Source organism: Serratia sp. ME47 (assembly GCF_903970925.1).
In the GTDB taxonomy this organism is placed as follows: Bacteria; Pseudomonadota; Gammaproteobacteria; order Enterobacterales; family Enterobacteriaceae; genus Serratia; species Serratia ureilytica.
This window is the reverse complement of record NZ_CAJCKE010000017.1, coordinates 36472-54410: the sequence shown is the minus strand read 5'-3', so window position 1 is coordinate 54410 and position 17939 is coordinate 36472. Positions and strand designations below refer to the sequence as shown.

Below are 17939 nucleotides of genomic sequence, written 5' to 3'. Positions count from 1 at the left end.
GGCGCCTGGCGCAGGCCTCTTAAGAAATGGCTACCGGGAAGATCGCCCCCAGGATCATCGCGCCGAGGATCGCTCCGCCGGTGATCGGTTTACCCCAGATATAGAACAGCAGCGCGCCGAGCAACGAACCGATGCCGATCGGGATCGAGGCGGTCATTGCCGACAGGATGATCAACGGCCCGAGGAAGCGGCCCGAGGAGTTGCCCGCGCCCATCATCACGTCAGCCCCGTAGGTGGAGTTGCTCTGATTGATGGTGAATTTGCGCGCCAGAATGATCACATAACCGATCGCCAGGCCGATGATCAGGCCGGTAGCCAGCGAAGCGGCGAAGTTGGCGACCGGGAACACGATGCCGGCCCCCAAAAGCAGCGCCGGTACGCCCAGCCCGACGCCGGTCTGGATCGCGCCGCCAATGTCGAGGATGCCTACCAGCGAACCTTCGATGATGCGCGCGAACAGGAAGCTGGCGCCGAACGCCGCCACCGCGCCGTACACGCCGGTATCCATCCCCGCCCGCAGCATGGAGACGAAGGCCACTTCGTTAAAGGCGCCGATGCCGTACAGGTAGTACATGTGCGTCCCGGCGAACACGCCGGAGGACAGCAGGCCAACAAAAATCGGGAATGACCAGTCGGCGTACCAGAAGCCTTTTTGGGTTTGCTCTTCCATCATCCCGCTCCTTATTTACCGCTCAGGGTGTTGTGAATGGCGTCCAGCCAGCCCGGCACGCCGAGGCTGAAGGACTCGAGAACTTTCATGTCGAAGCCGCGGAAGAAGCCGCTCAGCACGAACAGCAGCACGATCACCGCCATCATGATCTTGGTGATTTTGTTCCAGCCGCTCTCTTCCACGCCTTTGCCGATCAGAATGCCCAGCACCAGGCCCGGTACGGCGTTGCCCATGATCAGCTGCGCCAGGCCGCCGAAAATGGTGCCCCAGAAGCCGGAACGGCGCCCGGCGTCGATCGCCGCCAGCCAGAAGATCACCGGCATCACGGTGTTCACCAGCAGGTTGGCCGCCGGCACCAGCACCTTGATCGCGGTGACCTGCAGCGCGGCAGGCACGGCGGAAGCGGTGGTATTGAGGAAGGCCACCACCAGCATGCCGATGATGCCGCAGGCGATGGCCATTTTTTTCGGATCGTGCAGCGTTTGCGCCAGATTGCGGTTCTTGACCATTAGGGCCGCCGCGCCCCAGTGCGGGATGATGCGGTGATCGACGTCCTGCGTGAAGGAGCCCGCCGCCACGGAAGACGCCCAGGCGTTGAAGAAGAAGCCCAGACCGAATGAGAAGTGGGAAGCCGGATCGCCCTCGCAGGAGTTCAGCTCGCCCAGGGTGCGAAACGCCCCCATGCCCTGTGTTGTCGGCGCGTGGAACATGCGTGCGGCGCCGGCCCCTACGCCAACCCCCACCAGCCCACCGATAATAATCGATTTAAATAAGATGATTAAAAACATCAGTATACCCTTTCATTTATGCTAACGTTTTTATTTCGTGACGAAGACAACCTTCTCGGTATTGATAATGGTTACGTTCACGGTTATTTCCAGAGAAACGGCATAGCTCTTTCTTTCACGCGGCAAAAAGAAGAAAAGAAATTTCTCTTTTGTTATTTTCTCTTCCGCTTTCACCACGCTGACGTCCTGCGGCTCGATGCGCAGCAGAATATTGTTGGTGGACTTTAATACCGCGCCCTGCACATTAGCCAAGGCGGAAGCAAAAGCTTTCGCTTTGCTGTCGCCTTTACCCTCCACCTTTACCGATGTGGTATATTGCTCTTTCATTATGGGTTGCCATGTTTTTTGACGTAGGCTTCCACCAGTTTCTGGCCCAGCTCTTCTTTATCCATAAAGCCGAACCCCAGCACATTGCAGCCTTCGTTAATTGCCGTCACGCCCTCTTCCACCGAACGCATGCCGTATTTGGCTTTGTAGCCGTATTTGGTTTGCGCGGTAATCGCGCCGGCGCCGCCGCTGCCGCAAAAAGAGATGCCCAGCTGCGCGTTTTCCGCTTTCATGACGTCGCCCAGCTTCATATCCGCCGCCACGCCGGGGATAACCACCGCTTTTCCGCCTGCGTTTTCAACGCCCTGGCCGACTTTTTGCCCTTTGCCCAAACGATCGCCGATCACTACGGTAATTTGACCCATGGTATATTCTCCTGATTGAAATCGATGCGTTAACCGCTATGCGTTATTATCTTTCGCCACTTCGAAGTGCACTGAAAGCAAATAGGCTTCTTCGATAGGCAATGTGCCAAACTGATCCACCACGCGCTCCGCCATTTGCATGGACTCGGCGGAAATTTCGTCGAACAGTGATTTATCCACCTCCGGCAACGGCTCACCGGTTATTGAGCGCAGCACCATGGCGCGAATATGCGATTCCAGCATCTGTTGCTGCACCGCATTGGTATAAATATTCTCAGCATTCAGCATCGCGGTAATATCCGCCAGCACCCGAGCGGTGATCTCACCGGCTTCGCTGATATCGGATTGTTCAATTTCTTTTATCGAAGCAGATCCATCATTCACTTTTCAGTACCCCTAGATCCCACATTAATCAGTAAGCCGTAAAGCGCATCACCTGAATAACCCGCTTTCTGTGATGTCTTTACCCTACCCCCGGTAAGATTTTCTGTGGAGACCGGTTTTTTCCAGTTCGAAGTGGAAATCGAATGACGCGCGGAGATCCATTTCGCAAAACGGCGTTAAGGCGAAAAAGTAAATGAGATAACAATTACATAACCCGGCTAACGGTTTTTTTTGCCTCGATTGACGATAAAAGCCTTCGTGATCGGGATCTCTTTCTTTTCTCGCCCCAACCGCCTACTATCAATGGGACAAATCGACATTACCCACACCCCCGCTCCTCTGGCGCGGGGGTGTTGCTTTGTGTTGTTTTTCCGAATTTATGGGTGCACAGACTGGCGCCCTTTGATTTGACTGGAGAGTGGAATGACCAAACCCATCATTACTATTAATGAGCTGGATGCGGAACGCCTGGATGCGCTATTGGAACAACCGGCCTTTGCCAACACCGACGTCGCCGCCGCGCTGAACGACGAGTTGGATCGCGCGGAAATCCTGCCGCCGGAGAAAATGCCGGCCAACGTGGTGACCATGAACAGCCGCGTGCGTTTTCGCGATCTGCACACCGATGAAGAGCACGTGCGCACGCTGGTTTACCCGGCCTCGCTGAAAGACAGCCACGATCAGCTGTCGGTGATGGCGCCGCTGGGCGCAGCGCTGCTCGGCATGCACGTCGGCAAGCAGATCTCCTGGCAATTGCCGAACGGTGAAGAAGCGCGGATTGAAGTGCTGGAATTGCTGTACCAGCCGGAAGCGGCGGGCGAATACCACCGTTAAGCGGTTCTCAGGGCGGCATCCGGCCGCCCTTTCTGTTTCAGAGGCAGATAGCGATCAGCACGGCGATCAGCAGCAGCACGTAGATTTTGGCATGCAGCGCATCGCTCACCTTCGGCAAACAGCGCCTGGCAAACACGATCCCCGCAATCCCCGCCACCACCAGCAGCCCCAGAATGTTCAGATTGACGTAGCCCAGATACTGCGGCCCGCTCATCTCGCGCCATCCCAACACGATATACATCAGCGCCCCGATCACCGCCACCGGGATCGACAGCGGGTTGGCGGCGCTGACGCAATACTTCATGTCATAGCCATGGCGGCGCAGCAGCGGCACGGTCATCACGCTGCCGCCCACCCCCAGCAGCGTGGCGATGCCGCCGATCAGCGGCCCGCCGCCCCACAGCGTGGCAGGGGAAAGTTCAGCGCGTGCCGGTTTGGTCAGGAACCCCCGGCGGAACAGACAGTCGGCGATGGTCACCGCCATATAGGCCACGAACAGCACGCGGATCACGCCGTCCGCCAGCAGCGAGGAGGCAAACGCGCCCAGCGCCGCGCCGATGCCGATGAAAAAGATCAGCGGCACGATGGTTTCCCGCAGCAGGTTGCCGCTGCGCCAGTTGGTCAGGGTGGCGTACCCCGCGTTAAGGATCATCACCGCCGTCGAGGTCGCCACCGCAATATGCATCGCCTGGCCGGGCTGCTCGCCTGAGGCGGAGATCAAATGGTAAACGAAAGGCACCACCACAAAGCCGCCGCCGAAGCCGAACAGAATGGTGGTGATGCCGGTCAGAAAACCGGCACCCAGAACGATTAACATTTCAATCATGGCCGTGCGCCCGCACGAAGTCGTCGAACCCGGCGCAGAACTGCCCCGCCAGCGGGTGGAAACGATCGCCGACAAACAGCCCCAGATACTGCTCGCGCACGGCGTCGTGATCCACCAGCTCAATGCCCGCCTGTTCCGCCTGCGCCAGCGTCTGCGCATCCGGGAAGCCCCAATAGCGCGAATCGCCCTGCTTTTCCGCCGCTATCGCTTCGCTCCGTTCCGCCCGCATCAGCTGGCGCGCCAGGAAGGTGCCGCTCTGCACGCCCAACAACATCATGTTTTCCAGGAACGACAGGTCGTGGCGCAGCTCGGCGGGCAGGCGGGCGAGCACCGGGCCGGCATCCCAATGTTCGTCCATTTCATGCAGCGTCACCGCACAGTCCTTGTCACCGTTCATCATCGCGCGGAACAGCGTCATCACCCCGCGATAGCGCGGCAAGTTGCCCGGATGCAGGTTCCACAGCAGCTTGCCGCGCTGGCTGAAGGCGCGCACATAGTCGGCGGAAAATTTCTGATAACAGCGCAAAGAAATCACCCCGTCCATATGACCCAGGCTGCTGATAAACGCGGCGTCATTGATGTCGAGAACGCGATGCGCTTTGACCCCGGCGGCGGCCAGGAACAGTGCCGGCGGCTGATAGGCGCCCTCACAGGCGGCGGCGTTGCGGCCAACGAACGGGAACACGAAATCGTTCAGCACCTCGCGCTCATACAGCCCCAGGCGGCGAACCGCCGGCTCCTGGGCGCGGCCGCCGCTTTTCGCCAGGGGGAAATACACCGTAAAAGCACACTCGCCTTTCAGGGCGGCGATCAGATCCTGACATACCAGCCAGGAGAAAATGTCGTTGCCGACAAAGAGCGCTACGTTTTTCATGCTTCAGCCTTCTTTGCGTTGAAAATAGGGTTGTTAAACACGATTTTGCTGATATCTCGCGTGATGGATTCCATCGCCGAGGTGTAAAAAAGGTCGCCCTTGGCGGGCGCGCCGAGCGAGTAGAGATGCTGCTCGCGGCCGCGGCGATCGGCGATTTTCAGTGTGTGCGGGTTGCACTTCACGCCGCCGAACAGGTTCTCCTGCACCACCCCGTCTTGCAGCAGTTGATGGCTCAGGCGGTTGGGCGGCAGTTGATAAGAAGGCGTGGTGCAGTTGAACAGATACTGCGCATGCACCCGCGTCTCATGGCAACGAAGGATAAATCCGTCCGCCCCCTTGCTGATATCCGCCAGGCCGCCGCAGGCGCGCAGGCGTTGGCTCTCCAACGCCGCCACGATCTTGTAGGCGTTCTTGATCGGCATGGCGTGCCGATTGCGCATCCAGGAGGAGTTGTAAAAGCGCATGAAGATCTGCCGGTTGTTGGCATCCATTTTGACCCAGGCGGCGCACACCGTCGGATGGATCGCCGCCAGGTAGCTGCAGATGTGCTCCCGGGCAAAGCGCGCCCGGTCGAGGCTGTCCGCCAGATCGCGGTAGCAATCGCGCCTTTCCCCCAGCGCCGAGAGCACCGTCAACCGTTCCGGCCCCGGATAGTGACGCGCCAGCGCGGCGTTGATCGCATGCACCAGCTGATGCGCATCAATAAAATCGTTACCGGCGACAAAGCGCCGCAGCCCCTCAACAAACGCCTCCGGCGGCGGACGCATCAACGCCGGTTGCACGCTGGGGAACAGGCCCGAACGCGACAGGGCGCAGATATCGGTAGCCCCCAGGCGCTCCATCAGTTCAACGATGGCGTCGATCGCCGTCAGGCTGCAGCCGATCACGCCGATGGTTGAGTAAGGGTTGATCGGCGGCAGATCCCGGTGGGCCTGATAAGCGATCACCCCGTCCACCGGATAGAGACATTCCGGCGGGTTATGCCCAGAACATAGCACCAGCGCGTTCATCTGTTCGGCGGCGCCGCAGGCGGTGGTCAGCCGATAGCCTGCCTCGTGCGGCGCAATGGCATTCACTTCGGCGGTCACGAAATTCAGCGCCACGTTGCTGTCCGCCGCCATATACATCGTCATGTCGCGAATAAAATCGAGATATTCCCGATACAGCCAACGCGGCGGATAACGATCCTGGCAAAACTGCGGGAAATGCATGGCGATCCAATCGACGAAGTGCGCGTCGTCGAAAATATCCGCCGACATATTTTCTGGCGTCATATTTAATATATGGCTGTCAAAATCGCTGCTGTATGCCATACCGCCCTTGAAGCCCTGCTTGTCGAACACCGTCAGGGAAAGCGGCCTTTTGCAATGATTAACCGACTTATTTTTTATAAAGTTATACGCAAAAGAGATGCCGGCGGCTCCGCCGCCAATCACACCGAACTTATACATGAAATATCACCTTATAGTCATTGAACTGCGCTAAGAACTATTGCTTCAGGTGTTGGAATAAAATGACGATTTATTCCTTATTAACTTCTTGTATTGCGAGAACGAAAACCTTCTTCTCACCCCGGTGTGAAAACTTGCGCGGGCTTTATGGCCGATAAAATAACGGCGCCCCGGACAAGCGTTATTTTTCTGCCCCGATAGTAGGGCGACCGCCGCTGGCTTGCTTTATATGAAAGGCCAACTATCATTGCGTTTCGGCCAACCTGCCGCCAAAGGGGACACATGCGCAACGTCCGCATTGATGACATCGACCACGTAGCGCGCGCGGTGATCGCCATCGGCACCGATTATCCGCCGGGGCATTTGCTGCCGATGCACAGCCACCGGCGCGCGCAGTTGCTGTACGGCGCCACCGGCGTCATGCACGTTTTCACGCAGCAAGGCAATTGGATCGTCCCGCCGCAACACGCGGTGTGGCTGCCGCCGCAGATGCCGCACGCGGTGAGGATGGTCGGCGTCACTACCCGCAGTCTGTACCTCGAACCGGGCGCGTTGCCCGCCGAACAGCCTCAGGTTTGCCAGGTGGTTAGCGTCACCCCGCTGATGCGCCAGCTGTTGATGGCGGCGGTGGACATGCCGCTGGAGTATGAGCGGGAGGGACGCGACGGGGCGCTGGCGACGCTGCTGCTGCACGAGCTGGCCCGGCTGCAACCCTTGCCGTTGCACATCCCGCTGCCCGCCGATCCTCGGCTGGGCGAGCTGTGCCGCGCCTTTTTGCAGCACCCCGACGCCCACGACTCCGCGCAGCAATGGGCCCCTCGTCTGTACATGAGCATTCGCACCTTCAGCCGCTTCTTTCGGGCGCAGACCGGCCTGCCTTTTTCGCAATGGCGTCAGCGCGCCTGCGTGGTGCTGGCGCTGGCGCTGCTGGCCGAAGGGCGCAGCGTGACGCAGGTGGCCATGGAGATGGGATATGACAGCAGCGCGGCGTTTTCAACCATGTTTCGCCGCGTGCTGGGGCAGGCGCCCTCCTCCTATCTGACGGAAGACGGGCGCGACGGTTGACGGGTTAGCGGAATTTCTTGTGATTGGCGTCGCGGGTCTGCTTGAAGCCCTGCGCCAGCTGCTTGGCTTCGGCGACTTTGCCCTGATTGGCCAGCGCCAGCGCCTGATCGATCTGGCCGATCAGGGTATCCAACCCGCTGCGGAAATCTTTCATCTCCGGGCTGTCGGCGGCTTTGCTCTCCAGTTTCGGCGGAGTACCCTGCTTGGCATCCTGCGCGGCGGCGCGCATGTTCTGCAGGCTCTGTTTGAGGGTGGCGGCGGAGTCGGTATTCAGCACCGTTTTGTAGTTTTCCGCCAGGGTGTCCATATCGTCGCCCAGATCGGCGGCGGCCGCCAGCGAACTGGCCGCCAGCAGCGTCAACGCCGCCAGCGCTTTCAGGGTATTCTGCATGTTTGCTCACCTTCCAGTTATTGTTTTAGTTAACCCACCGCTACCATAGGCAAGGCCGGGCAAAATCGAAACCGGAGATTTGTAAGCAAGGTTGAGACGGGATAACGCGCGGCCGGCGGGCGCCGACCGCACAGAGGATCACTGGCCGGCGATCTTCATTTCCGGCAGCAGCACCGAACCGCACTGGATATTGCTGCGGGTTTCGATATCGCTGCCGACGCTGACGATGTTGCGCAGCATGTCTTTCAGGTTGCCGGCGATGGTGATCTCGCTGACAGGGTACTGGATCTCGCCATTTTCCACCCAAAAACCGGCGGCGCCGCGAGAATAATCGCCGGTGACGCCGCTGACGCCCTGGCCCATCAATTCGGTAACCACCAGGCCGGTGCCAAGCTGTTTCAGCATGCCGGCGAAGTCTGCGCCCTGCCCGGCAATACGCCAGTTATGGATGCCGCCGGCATGGCCGGTGCTGTGCAGGCCAAGCTTGCGCGCCGAGTAGCTGGTCATCAGCCAGGTTTGCAGCACGCCATCCTTGACGATATCGCGCCGTTGGGTGCGCACGCCCTCGCTGTCGAACGGCGTTGATGCCAGCCCTTTCAGCAGATGCGGGTGTTCCTCGACGGTCAGCCACGACGGCAGGATCTGCTTGCCGAGCGCGTCCAGCAGGAAAGTGGATTTGCGGTAGACGCTGCTGCCGCTGATGGCCCCCACCAGATGGCCGAACAGCCCGGTGGCCACTTCGGAGGCGAACAGCACCGGCGCCTTCATGGTCGACAGTTTACGCGGCGCGAGACGCGCCAGCGTGCGGCGGGCACACTCCTGCCCCACCCACTCGGGGCTGTGCAGATCGCCCATCGCACGGCCGATGGTGTAAGCGTAATCCCGCTCCATGTCGCCGTCCTGCTCCGCAATGACGCAGCTGGACAGCGAATGACGGCTGGAACAGTAGCTTTGCAGCATGCCGTGGCTGTTGCCGAACACCTTGATGCCGTAGTGGCTGTTGAAGCTGCCGCCTTCGGTGTTGGTAATGCGTTTGTCCGCCGCCAGCGAAGCCTGCTCGGCGCGCGCCGCCAGCTCGATGCCGCGCTCGGCGTCCAGCTCGGTCGGGTGGAACAGATCGAGATCCGGCGCCTCAAACGCCAACAAATCTTTCTCCGCCGGGCCGGCGCAGGGATCTTCAGAGGTGTAACGCGCGATGTCCAGCGCCGCCTGTACGGTGCGGGCGATGGCATCCGGGCTGAGATCGGTGGAAGAAGCGCTGCCTTTGCGCTGACGGTGATACACGGTGATGCCCAGCGCGCCATCGCTGTTGAACTCGACGTTTTCCACCTCGCCGAAGCGGGTGCTGACGCTGATACCGGTCGATTTGGTGACCGCGACTTCCGCCGCGTCGGAACCGGCGCATGCCAGCTCCAGAGCCTGAGAAACGGCCTGTTCCAGCGCCTTGCGCTGTTCTGCAACTTGAGTGACTACTTTCATCAATCTGCCATAATTAATCAGAAAATCGTTGAGAAAAGTGCCGGAGCGGCGTAGTTGTGCACGCGGGGCGGCGCGCAAAAATCCTGAGATCTCTGCCGTTGAGTCTAACAGGAACCGCGTTGAATTTCGCATAAAGCCGGCAACCTGTTAGGATTAGCCTCTTTTTAACGGAGCCTACCATGAACAAACAGCCTGAAGACTGGCTCGACGATGTCCCGGAGAATGAAAACGAGGACGATGACGAGATTATCTGGGTCAGTAAAAGTGAAATTAAACGTGATGCCGAAGCGCTGAAAGACCTGGGGGCCGAAATGGTCGATCTGGGCAAAAACGCGCTGGATCGCATTCCGTTGGACGAAGATTTGCGCGCCGCCATCGAGCTGGCGCAGAAGATCAAGAAAGAAGGCCGTCGCCGTCAGCTGCAGCTGATCGGCAAGATGCTGCGCGCCCGCGATATCGAGCCGATCCAGACCGCGCTCGACAAGCTGAAAAACCGCCACAACCAGCAGGTTTCGCTGTTCCATAAGCTGGAAGCGCTGCGCGACCGCCTGGTGGAAGAAGGCGATGACGTCATTCCGTCGATCCTGGATCTGTATCCGGCCGCCGATCGTCAACAGCTGCGTTCACTGGTGCGCAATGCGCAGAAAGAGAAGGCCGCCAACAAGCCGCCTAAGGCTTACCGCCAGATCTTCCAATACCTGCGCGAGCTGGCCGAAGCGGCTGACTAAGCGCCGCCGCCATCCCGGGATGAACCCGTTTCATCCCCGGTGATGCGCCGGTTCGCCGCTGCTTTCGCGGATATTGAAACGCAGGCTGCCTTCCAGCTCTTCTTCCGCTTCTTCAAACAGCAGAATGATCGCGCCAAAACGACGCTTGCTGCGGGCATTGAGGTGGGTGAACTCGATTTCCACCGGCAGACCGATATCGCCGGTCACCACGTCCCACAGCGCGTCGAGGTTGGCGCCAAACCCCTCGTCCAGCGCAAACTTATGCGCGAAATCGCGGTAGAAGGCCGGCACATCATGGATCTGCTCAAAATCAAACTCTACTTTTGCCATCAAACTCACTCCACACGAATGAAGTTTTTGTAATGGTCACGCGAGACGAAGATCAGACCGTCGCTCGAATACAGCAGGCGATCGGCGCCGCGCCGGCCACACTGGTAATTGATGTCCGCTTCACGCCAGACCCGGCCGCCGGCGCTCGGCAGTTGCCCTTCACGGTTAGAAAATCGATCGCCGCCAATCGCCTTGCCCGGCAATACCGAACAGAGGTTGCCTGAACGCGGGTCCCAGCCCCGCTCGCGCGCCTGCTTCTTGGTGATGTAATAATCCGGCAGCCGCTGATGCTGCTGCAGGTAACTCACCACCGTTTGCTGCTGCGTGAGCCGATCGATGCTCTGTTGCTGCCCCGCCGGGGCTTGCACCACCGCCGCATTGCCGCCGATCGCACGGTGCTCGTTGCCGCGCAACGCGCTGAAGACGGCGATGACCACGGCGATGACAATCGCCAACAGAATCCGCTTGTTCATGACATTCCCTGAAATTATGCCGCCGGAGGCACCGCAGCTCCCCCAGGCTAGTTAGCTATATAGTCGAGCTGGATGAAACTAAGATGACCGACACGTTGCGTTTTCGCGGCGGTGAGGGTTTCATCCATTCATATCAATGATGCCACTTTCCAGCCGTTCTGGCACTCGGAGTCTCTCTGAAAACGAGCCGCCTGCTCTGAGACGGCCCGCCGAACAACGACTGCTTACAGTATAGTCAGGGAAGGCGCCGCACAGCGCGGCGCAACAGGAGGGAACGCATCAATCGATCAAGGCGTGGCGGTAGCGGTGCAACATGTCGGCCAGGCGTTTCACCGGCCCGGTGACGCTGAGCGGCGCCTGATTGTCGACCAGCTTCTGTTGGTACTCGTTCATTTCGCCCAGCAAGCGATCGTAGTAGTAGGCGCGCTTGACGTCGTTCTTGGCGGAGACCACCCGATCGGCGGTGCTGCGGATCTGGCGGTGGAAGGCCGACAGCTCTTCGCTGGCCGGAATTTCCGCTCGCTGCATGCGCTGGTGGGCGATGATCAGGTTCAGCGCCAGACGATACTTGGCGATGTCGTTCGGGAACATCATCAGCAGCTGATTAAGCTGCTGATACAGCGCGGGCAGGTGGTTTTGCCGACGGCGCGCCGCCTTGGTGGTCAGCGCCGACACCGCGCTGCTGACGAACTGGTTGAGCAACGTGCGGCCGGTGCGTTCGCGCGAATTATCGCGGATCAGCAGCAGCACCATCAGCCCGACGCAGCTGCCGAGGAACTGGCCCAGCGCCCCGTCGAGAAACTGGGTCACGTTGAACTCCATCGGGTTGCTCAGCACCAGAATGTTGATGGTCCCCGCCAACAGCCCCAGCGAACCGAGCCGCCGCTTCTGCACCTCGATGCCGATGAAAAACGCCAGCAGGCCTAGGCTGAGACACAGCAGCAAAATGCTCTGCTGGGTCGCCGGCAGGATCACCATGAAGAACAGAGAACCGACCGGGATTGCCGCCAGCATGCCCAGCACGAAATCCATCGCCACCATGCGCGGCGCCGGGGTGCGCATCGCCAGCGAGGTGATCACCGCAATGATCACCATAAAACCGCTGCCGGACGTCCAGCCGGTCCACAGCCACAGCAGGCAGCCGAAGGCCGTCGCCACAAAGGTGCGCAGGCCGTTGATCATCGCGTGATGCCCTTCCGCCGAGGTCGGCTTGACCACGGTTTCATTGCTCAATACGCCCTCTTCCACCGCGCTGATGCTGCAGTTGGTGTGCACGCCTTTCGACAGCAGCAGGTAGCGCGTCGCCGCGCCGACCCAGCCGGTGATGGTCGGCAGCGTTTCCTCGGAGCGATGCGTGGTCAGCACCTGGCGCAACAGCTTCATGCGCTTGTGGATTTCCTGCGGGGTCTCCGCCGGAACCATCAGCTGTTCCCGCAAACTTTCTTTCAGCGCCTGCGGGTGATTCAACAAGATCAGATAGGTTTCACAGGCCTGGGTGATCAGCGTCAGCGACAGGGTATGCAGCGCTTTCACCCGTCGGTTGACCTTCTGCCAGCGCGAGGATTCCATCATCAGGTTGTTGCGCATGCCGTCCAGCGCCGTGGTGCTCTTCACCAGATTGCTCCAGGCGCGGTCGATGTCCTCTTTATCGGCATGGCTGATGCACATCTGCATCAGGCGGTATTGATCCACCAGCAGCTTATCCACCGCCCGATCGATGTCCTGCTTGATCGAACGCGGCGAAAACAGCAGATCGGCCAACACGGCGCTGACGATCCCCAGCACGATCTCGCTGCAACGCTCGATGGCGAACTGCGGCGCTTCCAGCAGGTGGGCCTCGCTGGTGGCGACCGTCACGATGATGATCAGCGCGGTATAGCCGGCCAGCCCCCAGGCGTAGGAGTTCTCCACCTTGATAAGCGAAGAGAGCCAGGTGCAGAAACCGGCCCACATGCAGCACAGCATCAGCATCACTACCGGCGCGCGGGCGGTGGTGATGATGATGAGCAGGCCGACGAAGCAGCCGATAAAGGTGCCGATGATGCGCAGCCAGCCGCGATGGCGAATGGCGCCGGAGAAGGGTTCACCGCCGGCGGCAAAGGCCGGGCCGGCGGCGACGATGGCGGCGGTCATCGCCGACCAGCGCGGGGTTTCCAGATTGAGATGGAAGCCGACGAACAGCGCAAACACAATCGCGAAGCTGAGTTTGAAGGCAAATCTCAGCCGGATAAAGGTTGGGCTGCTCATTAGCCGAACTCACGCAGCCGGTGCATCAGGCGCACAAAAGGCGAGCCGCTGTCGGCATTGCGATCGTTCTTGCCGACGATCACCACGGTGGCGGTGGTGCCGGCCGGGTACGGATGCTGTTGGTCCTTGGCGTCCAGCAGGATCTTCACCGGCACGCGCTGCGCCAGGCGCACCCACTCCAGGTTGCTGTCGATCGAGGCCAACCCTTTGTTGTTCACCGTGCTGCTGCTGTTGTTCACCGCCGCCGCCACGCTATCGACGGTGCCATGCATGATGCGGTTGCTGCCGAGCGGGGTAATCTCCGCGCGATCGCCCTTATTCAGGCCGTTCAGCTTGGTCTCTTCCAGGTACGCCAGGATGTAGAAGGAATCTTTCTTCACCAGCGCCACCGCGACCGACCCGCGGGTGATGTATTCACCGGCGTGTACGTTGAGGTTGGTGATCCAGCCATCGGCCGGGGCGCGCACCGTGGTGCGCTCCAGATCCAACTGCGCCAGCTCGCGCGCCGCAATGGCCTTCGCCAGCTGGTGCTGCACGGTCTGCAGCGAGTTGTTCGACTGGTCAATCTCTTCCTGCGACATCGCCTGCACGCCCAACTTCACGCGGCGGCCGGCCTCACGCCGTTTTTCCGCCGCCAGCGTCTGATAGTAGGCGACGTCGGCGCCGGCTTCCGCCAAGGCCTGCTCATAACGCGGCCGATCGACCACGAACAGCACCTGGCCTTTCTTGACCAGTTGGTTGTCCACCACCGGCACGTCGGTCAGCAGGCCGCTGACGTCCGGCGCGATCGCCACCACGTCGGCGGTAAACTTGGCGTCACGCGTCCACGGCGACTCGGTGTAGAACACCCAGGCCTTGAATACCGCGGCAATGCCCAGCAGCACAAGAATCAAAGTGATCGCGATTCGGGTTATTTTTATCGAAAAATTTTTCACAGCGACCTCAAACAAAAAGACACGAAATCAGATAAAACAAGCAGCAATACAGCGCGGTATTAAACAGCGCCGGATGCCAGACAAAATCGTAAATCCCCGTCGGCTGCAGCAGGCGGCGCAAGAGAAAAAACAGCGCCAGCGACACCAGCAGCTCGAAAAACACCGGCGGAAACGACAGTCCGAAGATGACCATAACCGGAAGCAAACTCATCACTTTTTCCTTATTGTTCACTGCGCCGGGGAAAGACAGGTCTCGCCATTCACATTCTCTTTACATTTTAGCGTGCGCGCGCCACAAATCTTGACCAGGCAGCTTGTCCAGGTCACGAACCCGAAAAAAGGTTAAACTTTGGGGCAGACATCCACGACAGGGATTGCGAGGGTGCCGGAGGAGCGGCAGGATGACGTCGCCGCTCGCTCTCGCACGTTGGTGAGGTCTATTCACCCGACCACGTTATATTAGCCTGCTTACTATCAAGGCATCAACAATCTGTGATCTAAATCACTTTTAAGCCAGAGTGAATAATGGAAAGATTAAAACGCATGTCGGTATTCGCCAAAGTGGTTGAGTTCGGGTCGTTTACCGCGGCCGCGCGCCAACTCGACATGAGCGTTTCATCGATCAGCCAAACCGTCTCGAAACTGGAAAATGAGCTGCAGGTCAAGCTGTTGAACCGCAGCACGCGCAGCATCGGCCTAACCGAGGCCGGCAAGATTTACTATCAGGGCTGCCGACGCATGCTGCAGGAAGTCAGCGAAGTGCATGAGCAGCTGTACGCGTTTAACAATACGCCCGCCGGCACGCTGCGCATCGGCAGCTCGTCCACCATGGCGCAAAACGTGCTGGCGAACATGACCGCCGAGATGATGAAAGAGTACCCGGGTCTGACGGTCAACCTGGTGACCGGTATACCGGCGCCGGATCTGATCACCGACGGTCTGGATCTGGTGATCCGCACCGGCGCGCTGCAAGACTCGAGTCTGTTCTCGCGCCGCCTGGGGCAGATGCCGATGGTGGTGTGCGCCGCCAAAAGCTACCTGAGCCAGCACGGCACGCCGCAGAAGCCGAGCGACATGGTCAACTTTTCCTGGCTGGAGTACAGCGTGCGGCCCGACAGCGAATTCGAACTGATGTCGCCGGAAGGCATCACCACGCGCATTTCCCCGCAGGGGCGCTTCGTCACCAACGACTCCTCCACCATGATCCGTTGGCTGAAAAACGGCGCCGGCATCGCCTACGCCCCGCTGATGTGGGTGATCGAAGAGATCAAACGCGGCGAGATCGAGATCCTGTTCAAAAGCTACCATTCGGATCCGCGGCCGATCTACGCGCTCTATACCGAGAAGGACAAACTGCCGCTGAAGGTACAGGTGTGCATCAACTATTTAACCGACTATTTCGAACGCGTAGCGGCGGTCTATCAGGGCTATCGCTGAGCAGCGCTTAAATAGCGGCGCGCCAGCGCGGCCAGCAGCATCAGCGCCAACATGCCGATGCCCCACAGCAGCCAGACGGCGTAGCCCGCCCAGGCCAGCAGCAGAGGAAAATAGCTCGCCAGCCCGCTGCCCAGCTGTTTCAGCCACGGCAGCCAGGTGTCCAACACCGTCTGCGGCACCAGGCTCAGCGCACCGTTCACCGGCAACGTTGCGTTTCCGGCCGCCTCCGCCAACGTCGGCAGCCAGGTCAGCAGGCCGGATACGCCCCAGGCCAGCAACGTCCACAGCGCCATGGCGCCGAGCAGCAGCGCGACCGTCCAGCCGCCCCGATTCACGGCACACCGCCGCCGCACTGCGGACAAAAGCGGCTCCCCGGCGGCAGCGGCGCGGCGCACTGTCCGCAGGTGGCGCTCGCCGCGGCAAACGGCTGGCCGCAGCGGTGGCAATAACGCGCGCCCGATTTATTCACGGCCCGGCATTCCGGGCACTGCGGCCCCGGCTCGCCATGCTGGTTATAGCGGTTGCCATGATGCCCACCGCCGTGGCTCGCACGCTGATGACCGCCGTTAATACCGCCTTGCCCCAACAACCTTTTCAGTAAGCTCATCCCGCCTCTCCTCTGTGCATTCACGCTGAAGCTCACTGTAAACCCTGGAGTAAACTCCAGGGTAAAGCCCGGCGATGAGGATTTACGTTTCATTACATCGTAATAATGGCAAGGCTTTGATGCCGTTAACAAAAGCATCATCGGCATTATCCCACGCCGCTGCGCTGCGTTATGCTGCGGGCACCTCTCCCTGCATCAGGAATAACCATGAAAAAAATCATACTGGACTGTGACCCGGGGCATGACGACGCCATCGCCCTGCTGCTGGCCTGGGGCAATCCGCAGATCGACCTGCTGGCGGTCACCACCGTGGTGGGTAACCAAACGCTGGACAAAGTGACGCGCAACGCCCTCGCGGTGGCGCGCATCGCCAATATCACCGGCGTGCCCTTCGCCGCCGGCTGCCCGCGCCCGCTGGTGCGCAATATCGAAGTGGCACCCGACATTCACGGCGACTCCGGCCTCGATGGCCCGGTGCTGCCGGAGCCTCACCTGCAGCTGGACTCGCGCCACGCGGTGGATCTGATCATCGATACCGTGATGGCCCACCCGCCCGGCAGCGTGACGCTGGTGCCGACCGGCGGCCTGACCAATATCGCCATGGCGGTGCGTAAAGAGCCGCGCATTGCCGAGCGGGTCAAGGAAGTGGTGCTGATGGGCGGCGGCTATCATGTGGGCAACTGGAGCGCGGTGGCGGAGTTCAATATCAAAATCGATCCCGAGGCGGCGCACATCGTGTTCAATGAAAAATGGCCGCTGACCATGGTCGGGCTGGATCTCACCCACCAGGCGCTGGCCACGCCGGCAGTCTGCGAACGCATCGCCACCCTCGGCACCCGGCCGGCCACCTTCGTCGGCGAACTGCTGGCATTCTTTGGCCGTATGTACCAACAGGCGCAGGGCTTCAGCGCCCCGCCGGTGCACGATCCTTGCGCAGTGGCCTATGTGATCGATCCGAGCGTTATGTCGGTGCGCAAAGTGCCGGTGGATATCGAGCTGACCGGCACCCTGACGTTGGGCATGACGGTCGCGGACTTCCGCGCGCCGCCGCCGCCGGACTGCCACACCCAGGTCGCGGTCAAACTGGATCAGGATAAATTCTGGGATCTGGTGGTGGATGCGCTGGAGCGGATCGGCGACGTGGAGTAAGCGCACAAGAGACGAGATTAACGCGCTTGGGCAGGCGCGTTAGTCTGTATTCTGCCGCGGCAACGGGGAGGCTCAAGTCATAACCGCTTTTATTTCCAATGCAGCAGAACAATCCTAATAATAAATTATTTCATGAAAATTTAAAAAAACAGATAAAGACAGGAAGAATCTTAATAAAATTAAAACCATGAAAATCACATTGAATTTAAAAATCAGCAATGGAAAACGATGAAGTAAATCTCCACCGTCACGCCGCCATTGACGGCATCAATTAAACAAGCAGATACCTCTTTTATTCTTCACACTGCCTGCCAATCTAGGCCGTTGCCGGGATACCCCACGATATCCACACACGCAAGAACCACAAACAACCCATTGATTTTAATTAATAAAAACAACATTAAGATTAAAAATTGACTGAATCACAATAGATTTGAGAAAATAGCGCGTCTGTTTTTGCAAACAACAAAAATGCCTTTTGCGAGTGAAAAATACGGCTTAACCTTTCTTTGGGCAAACAGCCTCGCGCATTCTCAGGGCAAACATTATTTATCGCTTTACCATAAAGACGGTTTAAAT

Annotated in this window: 22 protein-coding genes; 5 read left to right on the top strand and 17 right to left on the bottom strand. The window is 59.5% G+C overall.

Annotated elements, in window-relative coordinates; all coding sequences use genetic code 11:
• Positions 1-19 precede the first annotated feature (19 nt).
• The 5 genes from H7A77_RS16865 to H7A77_RS16845 are packed head-to-tail and all read right to left on the bottom strand — an operon-like array spanning position 20 to position 2513.
• A complete protein-coding gene (locus tag H7A77_RS16865) occupies positions 20-670 on the bottom strand; it encodes a DUF4310 family protein (protein ID WP_004937013.1) in 651 nt (216 codons plus the stop codon).
• A gap of 11 nt (positions 671-681) precedes the next feature.
• Positions 682-1458, bottom strand: a complete 777-nt coding sequence (locus tag H7A77_RS16860; RefSeq protein WP_004937006.1) for a DUF4311 domain-containing protein — start codon at positions 1456-1458, stop codon at positions 682-684.
• Between the two features lie 30 nt (positions 1459-1488).
• Positions 1489-1785, bottom strand: a complete 297-nt coding sequence (locus tag H7A77_RS16855; protein ID WP_004937003.1) for a DUF4312 family protein — start codon at positions 1783-1785, stop codon at positions 1489-1491.
• Positions 1785-2150 (bottom strand): glycine-rich SFCGS family protein, encoded by a 366-nt coding sequence (locus H7A77_RS16850; RefSeq protein ID WP_004937000.1) that lies wholly within the window; start codon positions 2148-2150, stop codon positions 1785-1787. Before H7A77_RS16850 ends, H7A77_RS16855 begins: the two co-directional genes overlap by 1 nt.
• 36 nt (positions 2151-2186) lie before the next feature.
• On the bottom strand, positions 2187-2513 hold the full coding sequence (locus H7A77_RS16845; protein WP_089192640.1) for a glycine dehydrogenase: 327 nt from the start codon (positions 2511-2513) through the stop codon (positions 2187-2189).
• A gap of 444 nt (positions 2514-2957) precedes the next feature.
• Between H7A77_RS16845 and rnk the strand changes: the two genes are divergently transcribed.
• The gene (gene rnk / locus H7A77_RS16840) at positions 2958-3368 is read left to right on the top strand and encodes a nucleoside diphosphate kinase regulator (RefSeq protein ID WP_004936993.1); all 411 of its coding nucleotides are present in this window, start codon (positions 2958-2960) and stop codon (positions 3366-3368) included.
• A 37-nt stretch (positions 3369-3405) separates the two neighbouring features.
• On the opposite strand, the gene H7A77_RS16835 is transcribed toward rnk, so the two are convergent.
• Genes H7A77_RS16835 through H7A77_RS16825 form a run of 3 tightly spaced genes read right to left on the bottom strand, consistent with a single transcriptional unit; the run spans position 3406 to position 6519 of the window.
• A complete protein-coding gene (locus H7A77_RS16835) occupies positions 3406-4194 on the bottom strand; it encodes a sulfite exporter TauE/SafE family protein (RefSeq protein WP_033644477.1) in 789 nt (262 codons plus the stop codon).
• Positions 4187-5068 carry a formyltransferase family protein gene (locus tag H7A77_RS16830; RefSeq protein ID WP_072626910.1) on the bottom strand — a complete coding sequence of 294 codons (882 nt, stop codon included), beginning with the start codon at positions 5066-5068 and terminating at the stop codon, positions 4187-4189. The genes H7A77_RS16835 and H7A77_RS16830 overlap by 8 nt, the downstream gene beginning before the upstream one ends.
• On the bottom strand, positions 5065-6519 hold the full coding sequence (locus tag H7A77_RS16825; protein WP_072626909.1) for an FAD/NAD(P)-binding protein: 1455 nt from the start codon (positions 6517-6519) through the stop codon (positions 5065-5067). The genes H7A77_RS16830 and H7A77_RS16825 overlap by 4 nt, the downstream gene beginning before the upstream one ends.
• Before the next feature lie 282 nt (positions 6520-6801).
• Here H7A77_RS16825 and H7A77_RS16820 point away from each other — a divergent pair, with 282 nt between their 5' ends.
• Entirely contained in the window at positions 6802-7584 is a 783-nt protein-coding gene (locus tag H7A77_RS16820; RefSeq protein ID WP_033644472.1) for a helix-turn-helix domain-containing protein, read from the top strand.
• A gap of 4 nt (positions 7585-7588) precedes the next feature.
• Here the strand turns inward: H7A77_RS16820 and cybC are convergent, their stop codons facing one another.
• Together cybC and pmbA are read right to left on the bottom strand one after the other, a co-directional pair.
• Positions 7589-7975 (bottom strand): cytochrome b562, encoded by a 387-nt coding sequence (cybC, locus tag H7A77_RS16815; protein WP_033644470.1) that lies wholly within the window; start codon positions 7973-7975, stop codon positions 7589-7591.
• A 138-nt stretch (positions 7976-8113) separates the two neighbouring features.
• The gene (gene pmbA, locus H7A77_RS16810) at positions 8114-9454 is read right to left on the bottom strand and encodes a metalloprotease PmbA (RefSeq protein WP_033644467.1); all 1341 of its coding nucleotides are present in this window, start codon (positions 9452-9454) and stop codon (positions 8114-8116) included.
• Positions 9455-9633: 179 nt separating this feature from the next.
• Between pmbA and yjgA the strand changes: the two genes are divergently transcribed.
• Complete coding sequence (gene yjgA / locus H7A77_RS16805; RefSeq protein WP_004936968.1) at positions 9634-10182, top strand: ribosome biogenesis factor YjgA; 549 nt, start codon at positions 9634-9636, stop codon at positions 10180-10182.
• A 30-nt stretch (positions 10183-10212) separates the two neighbouring features.
• Here the strand turns inward: yjgA and H7A77_RS16800 are convergent, their stop codons facing one another.
• The 5 genes from H7A77_RS16800 to aaeX form a co-directional block, all read right to left on the bottom strand.
• Positions 10213-10512: a barstar family protein gene (locus H7A77_RS16800; protein WP_182074434.1), complete on the bottom strand. Its 300-nt coding sequence runs from the start codon at positions 10510-10512 to the stop codon at positions 10213-10215.
• A gap of 5 nt (positions 10513-10517) precedes the next feature.
• Entirely contained in the window at positions 10518-10985 is a 468-nt protein-coding gene (locus H7A77_RS16795; protein WP_182074433.1) for a ribonuclease, read from the bottom strand.
• A 279-nt stretch (positions 10986-11264) separates the two neighbouring features.
• Positions 11265-13232: a p-hydroxybenzoic acid efflux pump subunit AaeB gene (aaeB, locus tag H7A77_RS16790; protein ID WP_033644464.1), complete on the bottom strand. Its 1968-nt coding sequence runs from the start codon at positions 13230-13232 to the stop codon at positions 11265-11267.
• Positions 13232-14167, bottom strand: a complete 936-nt coding sequence (aaeA, locus tag H7A77_RS16785) for a p-hydroxybenzoic acid efflux pump subunit AaeA (RefSeq protein WP_033644462.1) — start codon at positions 14165-14167, stop codon at positions 13232-13234. Before aaeA ends, aaeB begins: the two co-directional genes overlap by 1 nt.
• Positions 14168-14174: 7 nt before the next feature.
• Positions 14175-14378, bottom strand: a complete 204-nt coding sequence (gene aaeX / locus H7A77_RS16780) for a p-hydroxybenzoic acid efflux pump operon protein AaeX (protein ID WP_004936952.1) — start codon at positions 14376-14378, stop codon at positions 14175-14177.
• 314 nt (positions 14379-14692) lie between these two features.
• On the opposite strand from aaeX, the gene aaeR reads away from it, so the two are divergent.
• Positions 14693-15604, top strand: a complete 912-nt coding sequence (aaeR, locus tag H7A77_RS16775; RefSeq protein WP_004936950.1) for an HTH-type transcriptional activator AaeR — start codon at positions 14693-14695, stop codon at positions 15602-15604.
• Here the strand turns inward: aaeR and H7A77_RS16770 are convergent.
• Positions 15595-15939, bottom strand: coding sequence for a hypothetical protein (locus H7A77_RS16770; protein ID WP_033644460.1), 345 nt, complete (start codon positions 15937-15939; stop codon positions 15595-15597). The genes aaeR and H7A77_RS16770 overlap by 10 nt on opposite strands.
• Complete coding sequence (locus tag H7A77_RS16765; protein ID WP_182074432.1) at positions 15936-16211, bottom strand: zinc ribbon domain-containing protein; 276 nt, start codon at positions 16209-16211, stop codon at positions 15936-15938. The genes H7A77_RS16770 and H7A77_RS16765 overlap by 4 nt, the downstream gene beginning before the upstream one ends.
• A 207-nt stretch (positions 16212-16418) precedes the next feature.
• On the opposite strand from H7A77_RS16765, the gene H7A77_RS16760 reads away from it, so the two are divergent.
• Positions 16419-17360: a nucleoside hydrolase gene (locus H7A77_RS16760; protein WP_046687885.1), complete on the top strand. Its 942-nt coding sequence runs from the start codon at positions 16419-16421 to the stop codon at positions 17358-17360.
• Positions 17361-17939: the final 579 nt, after the last annotated feature.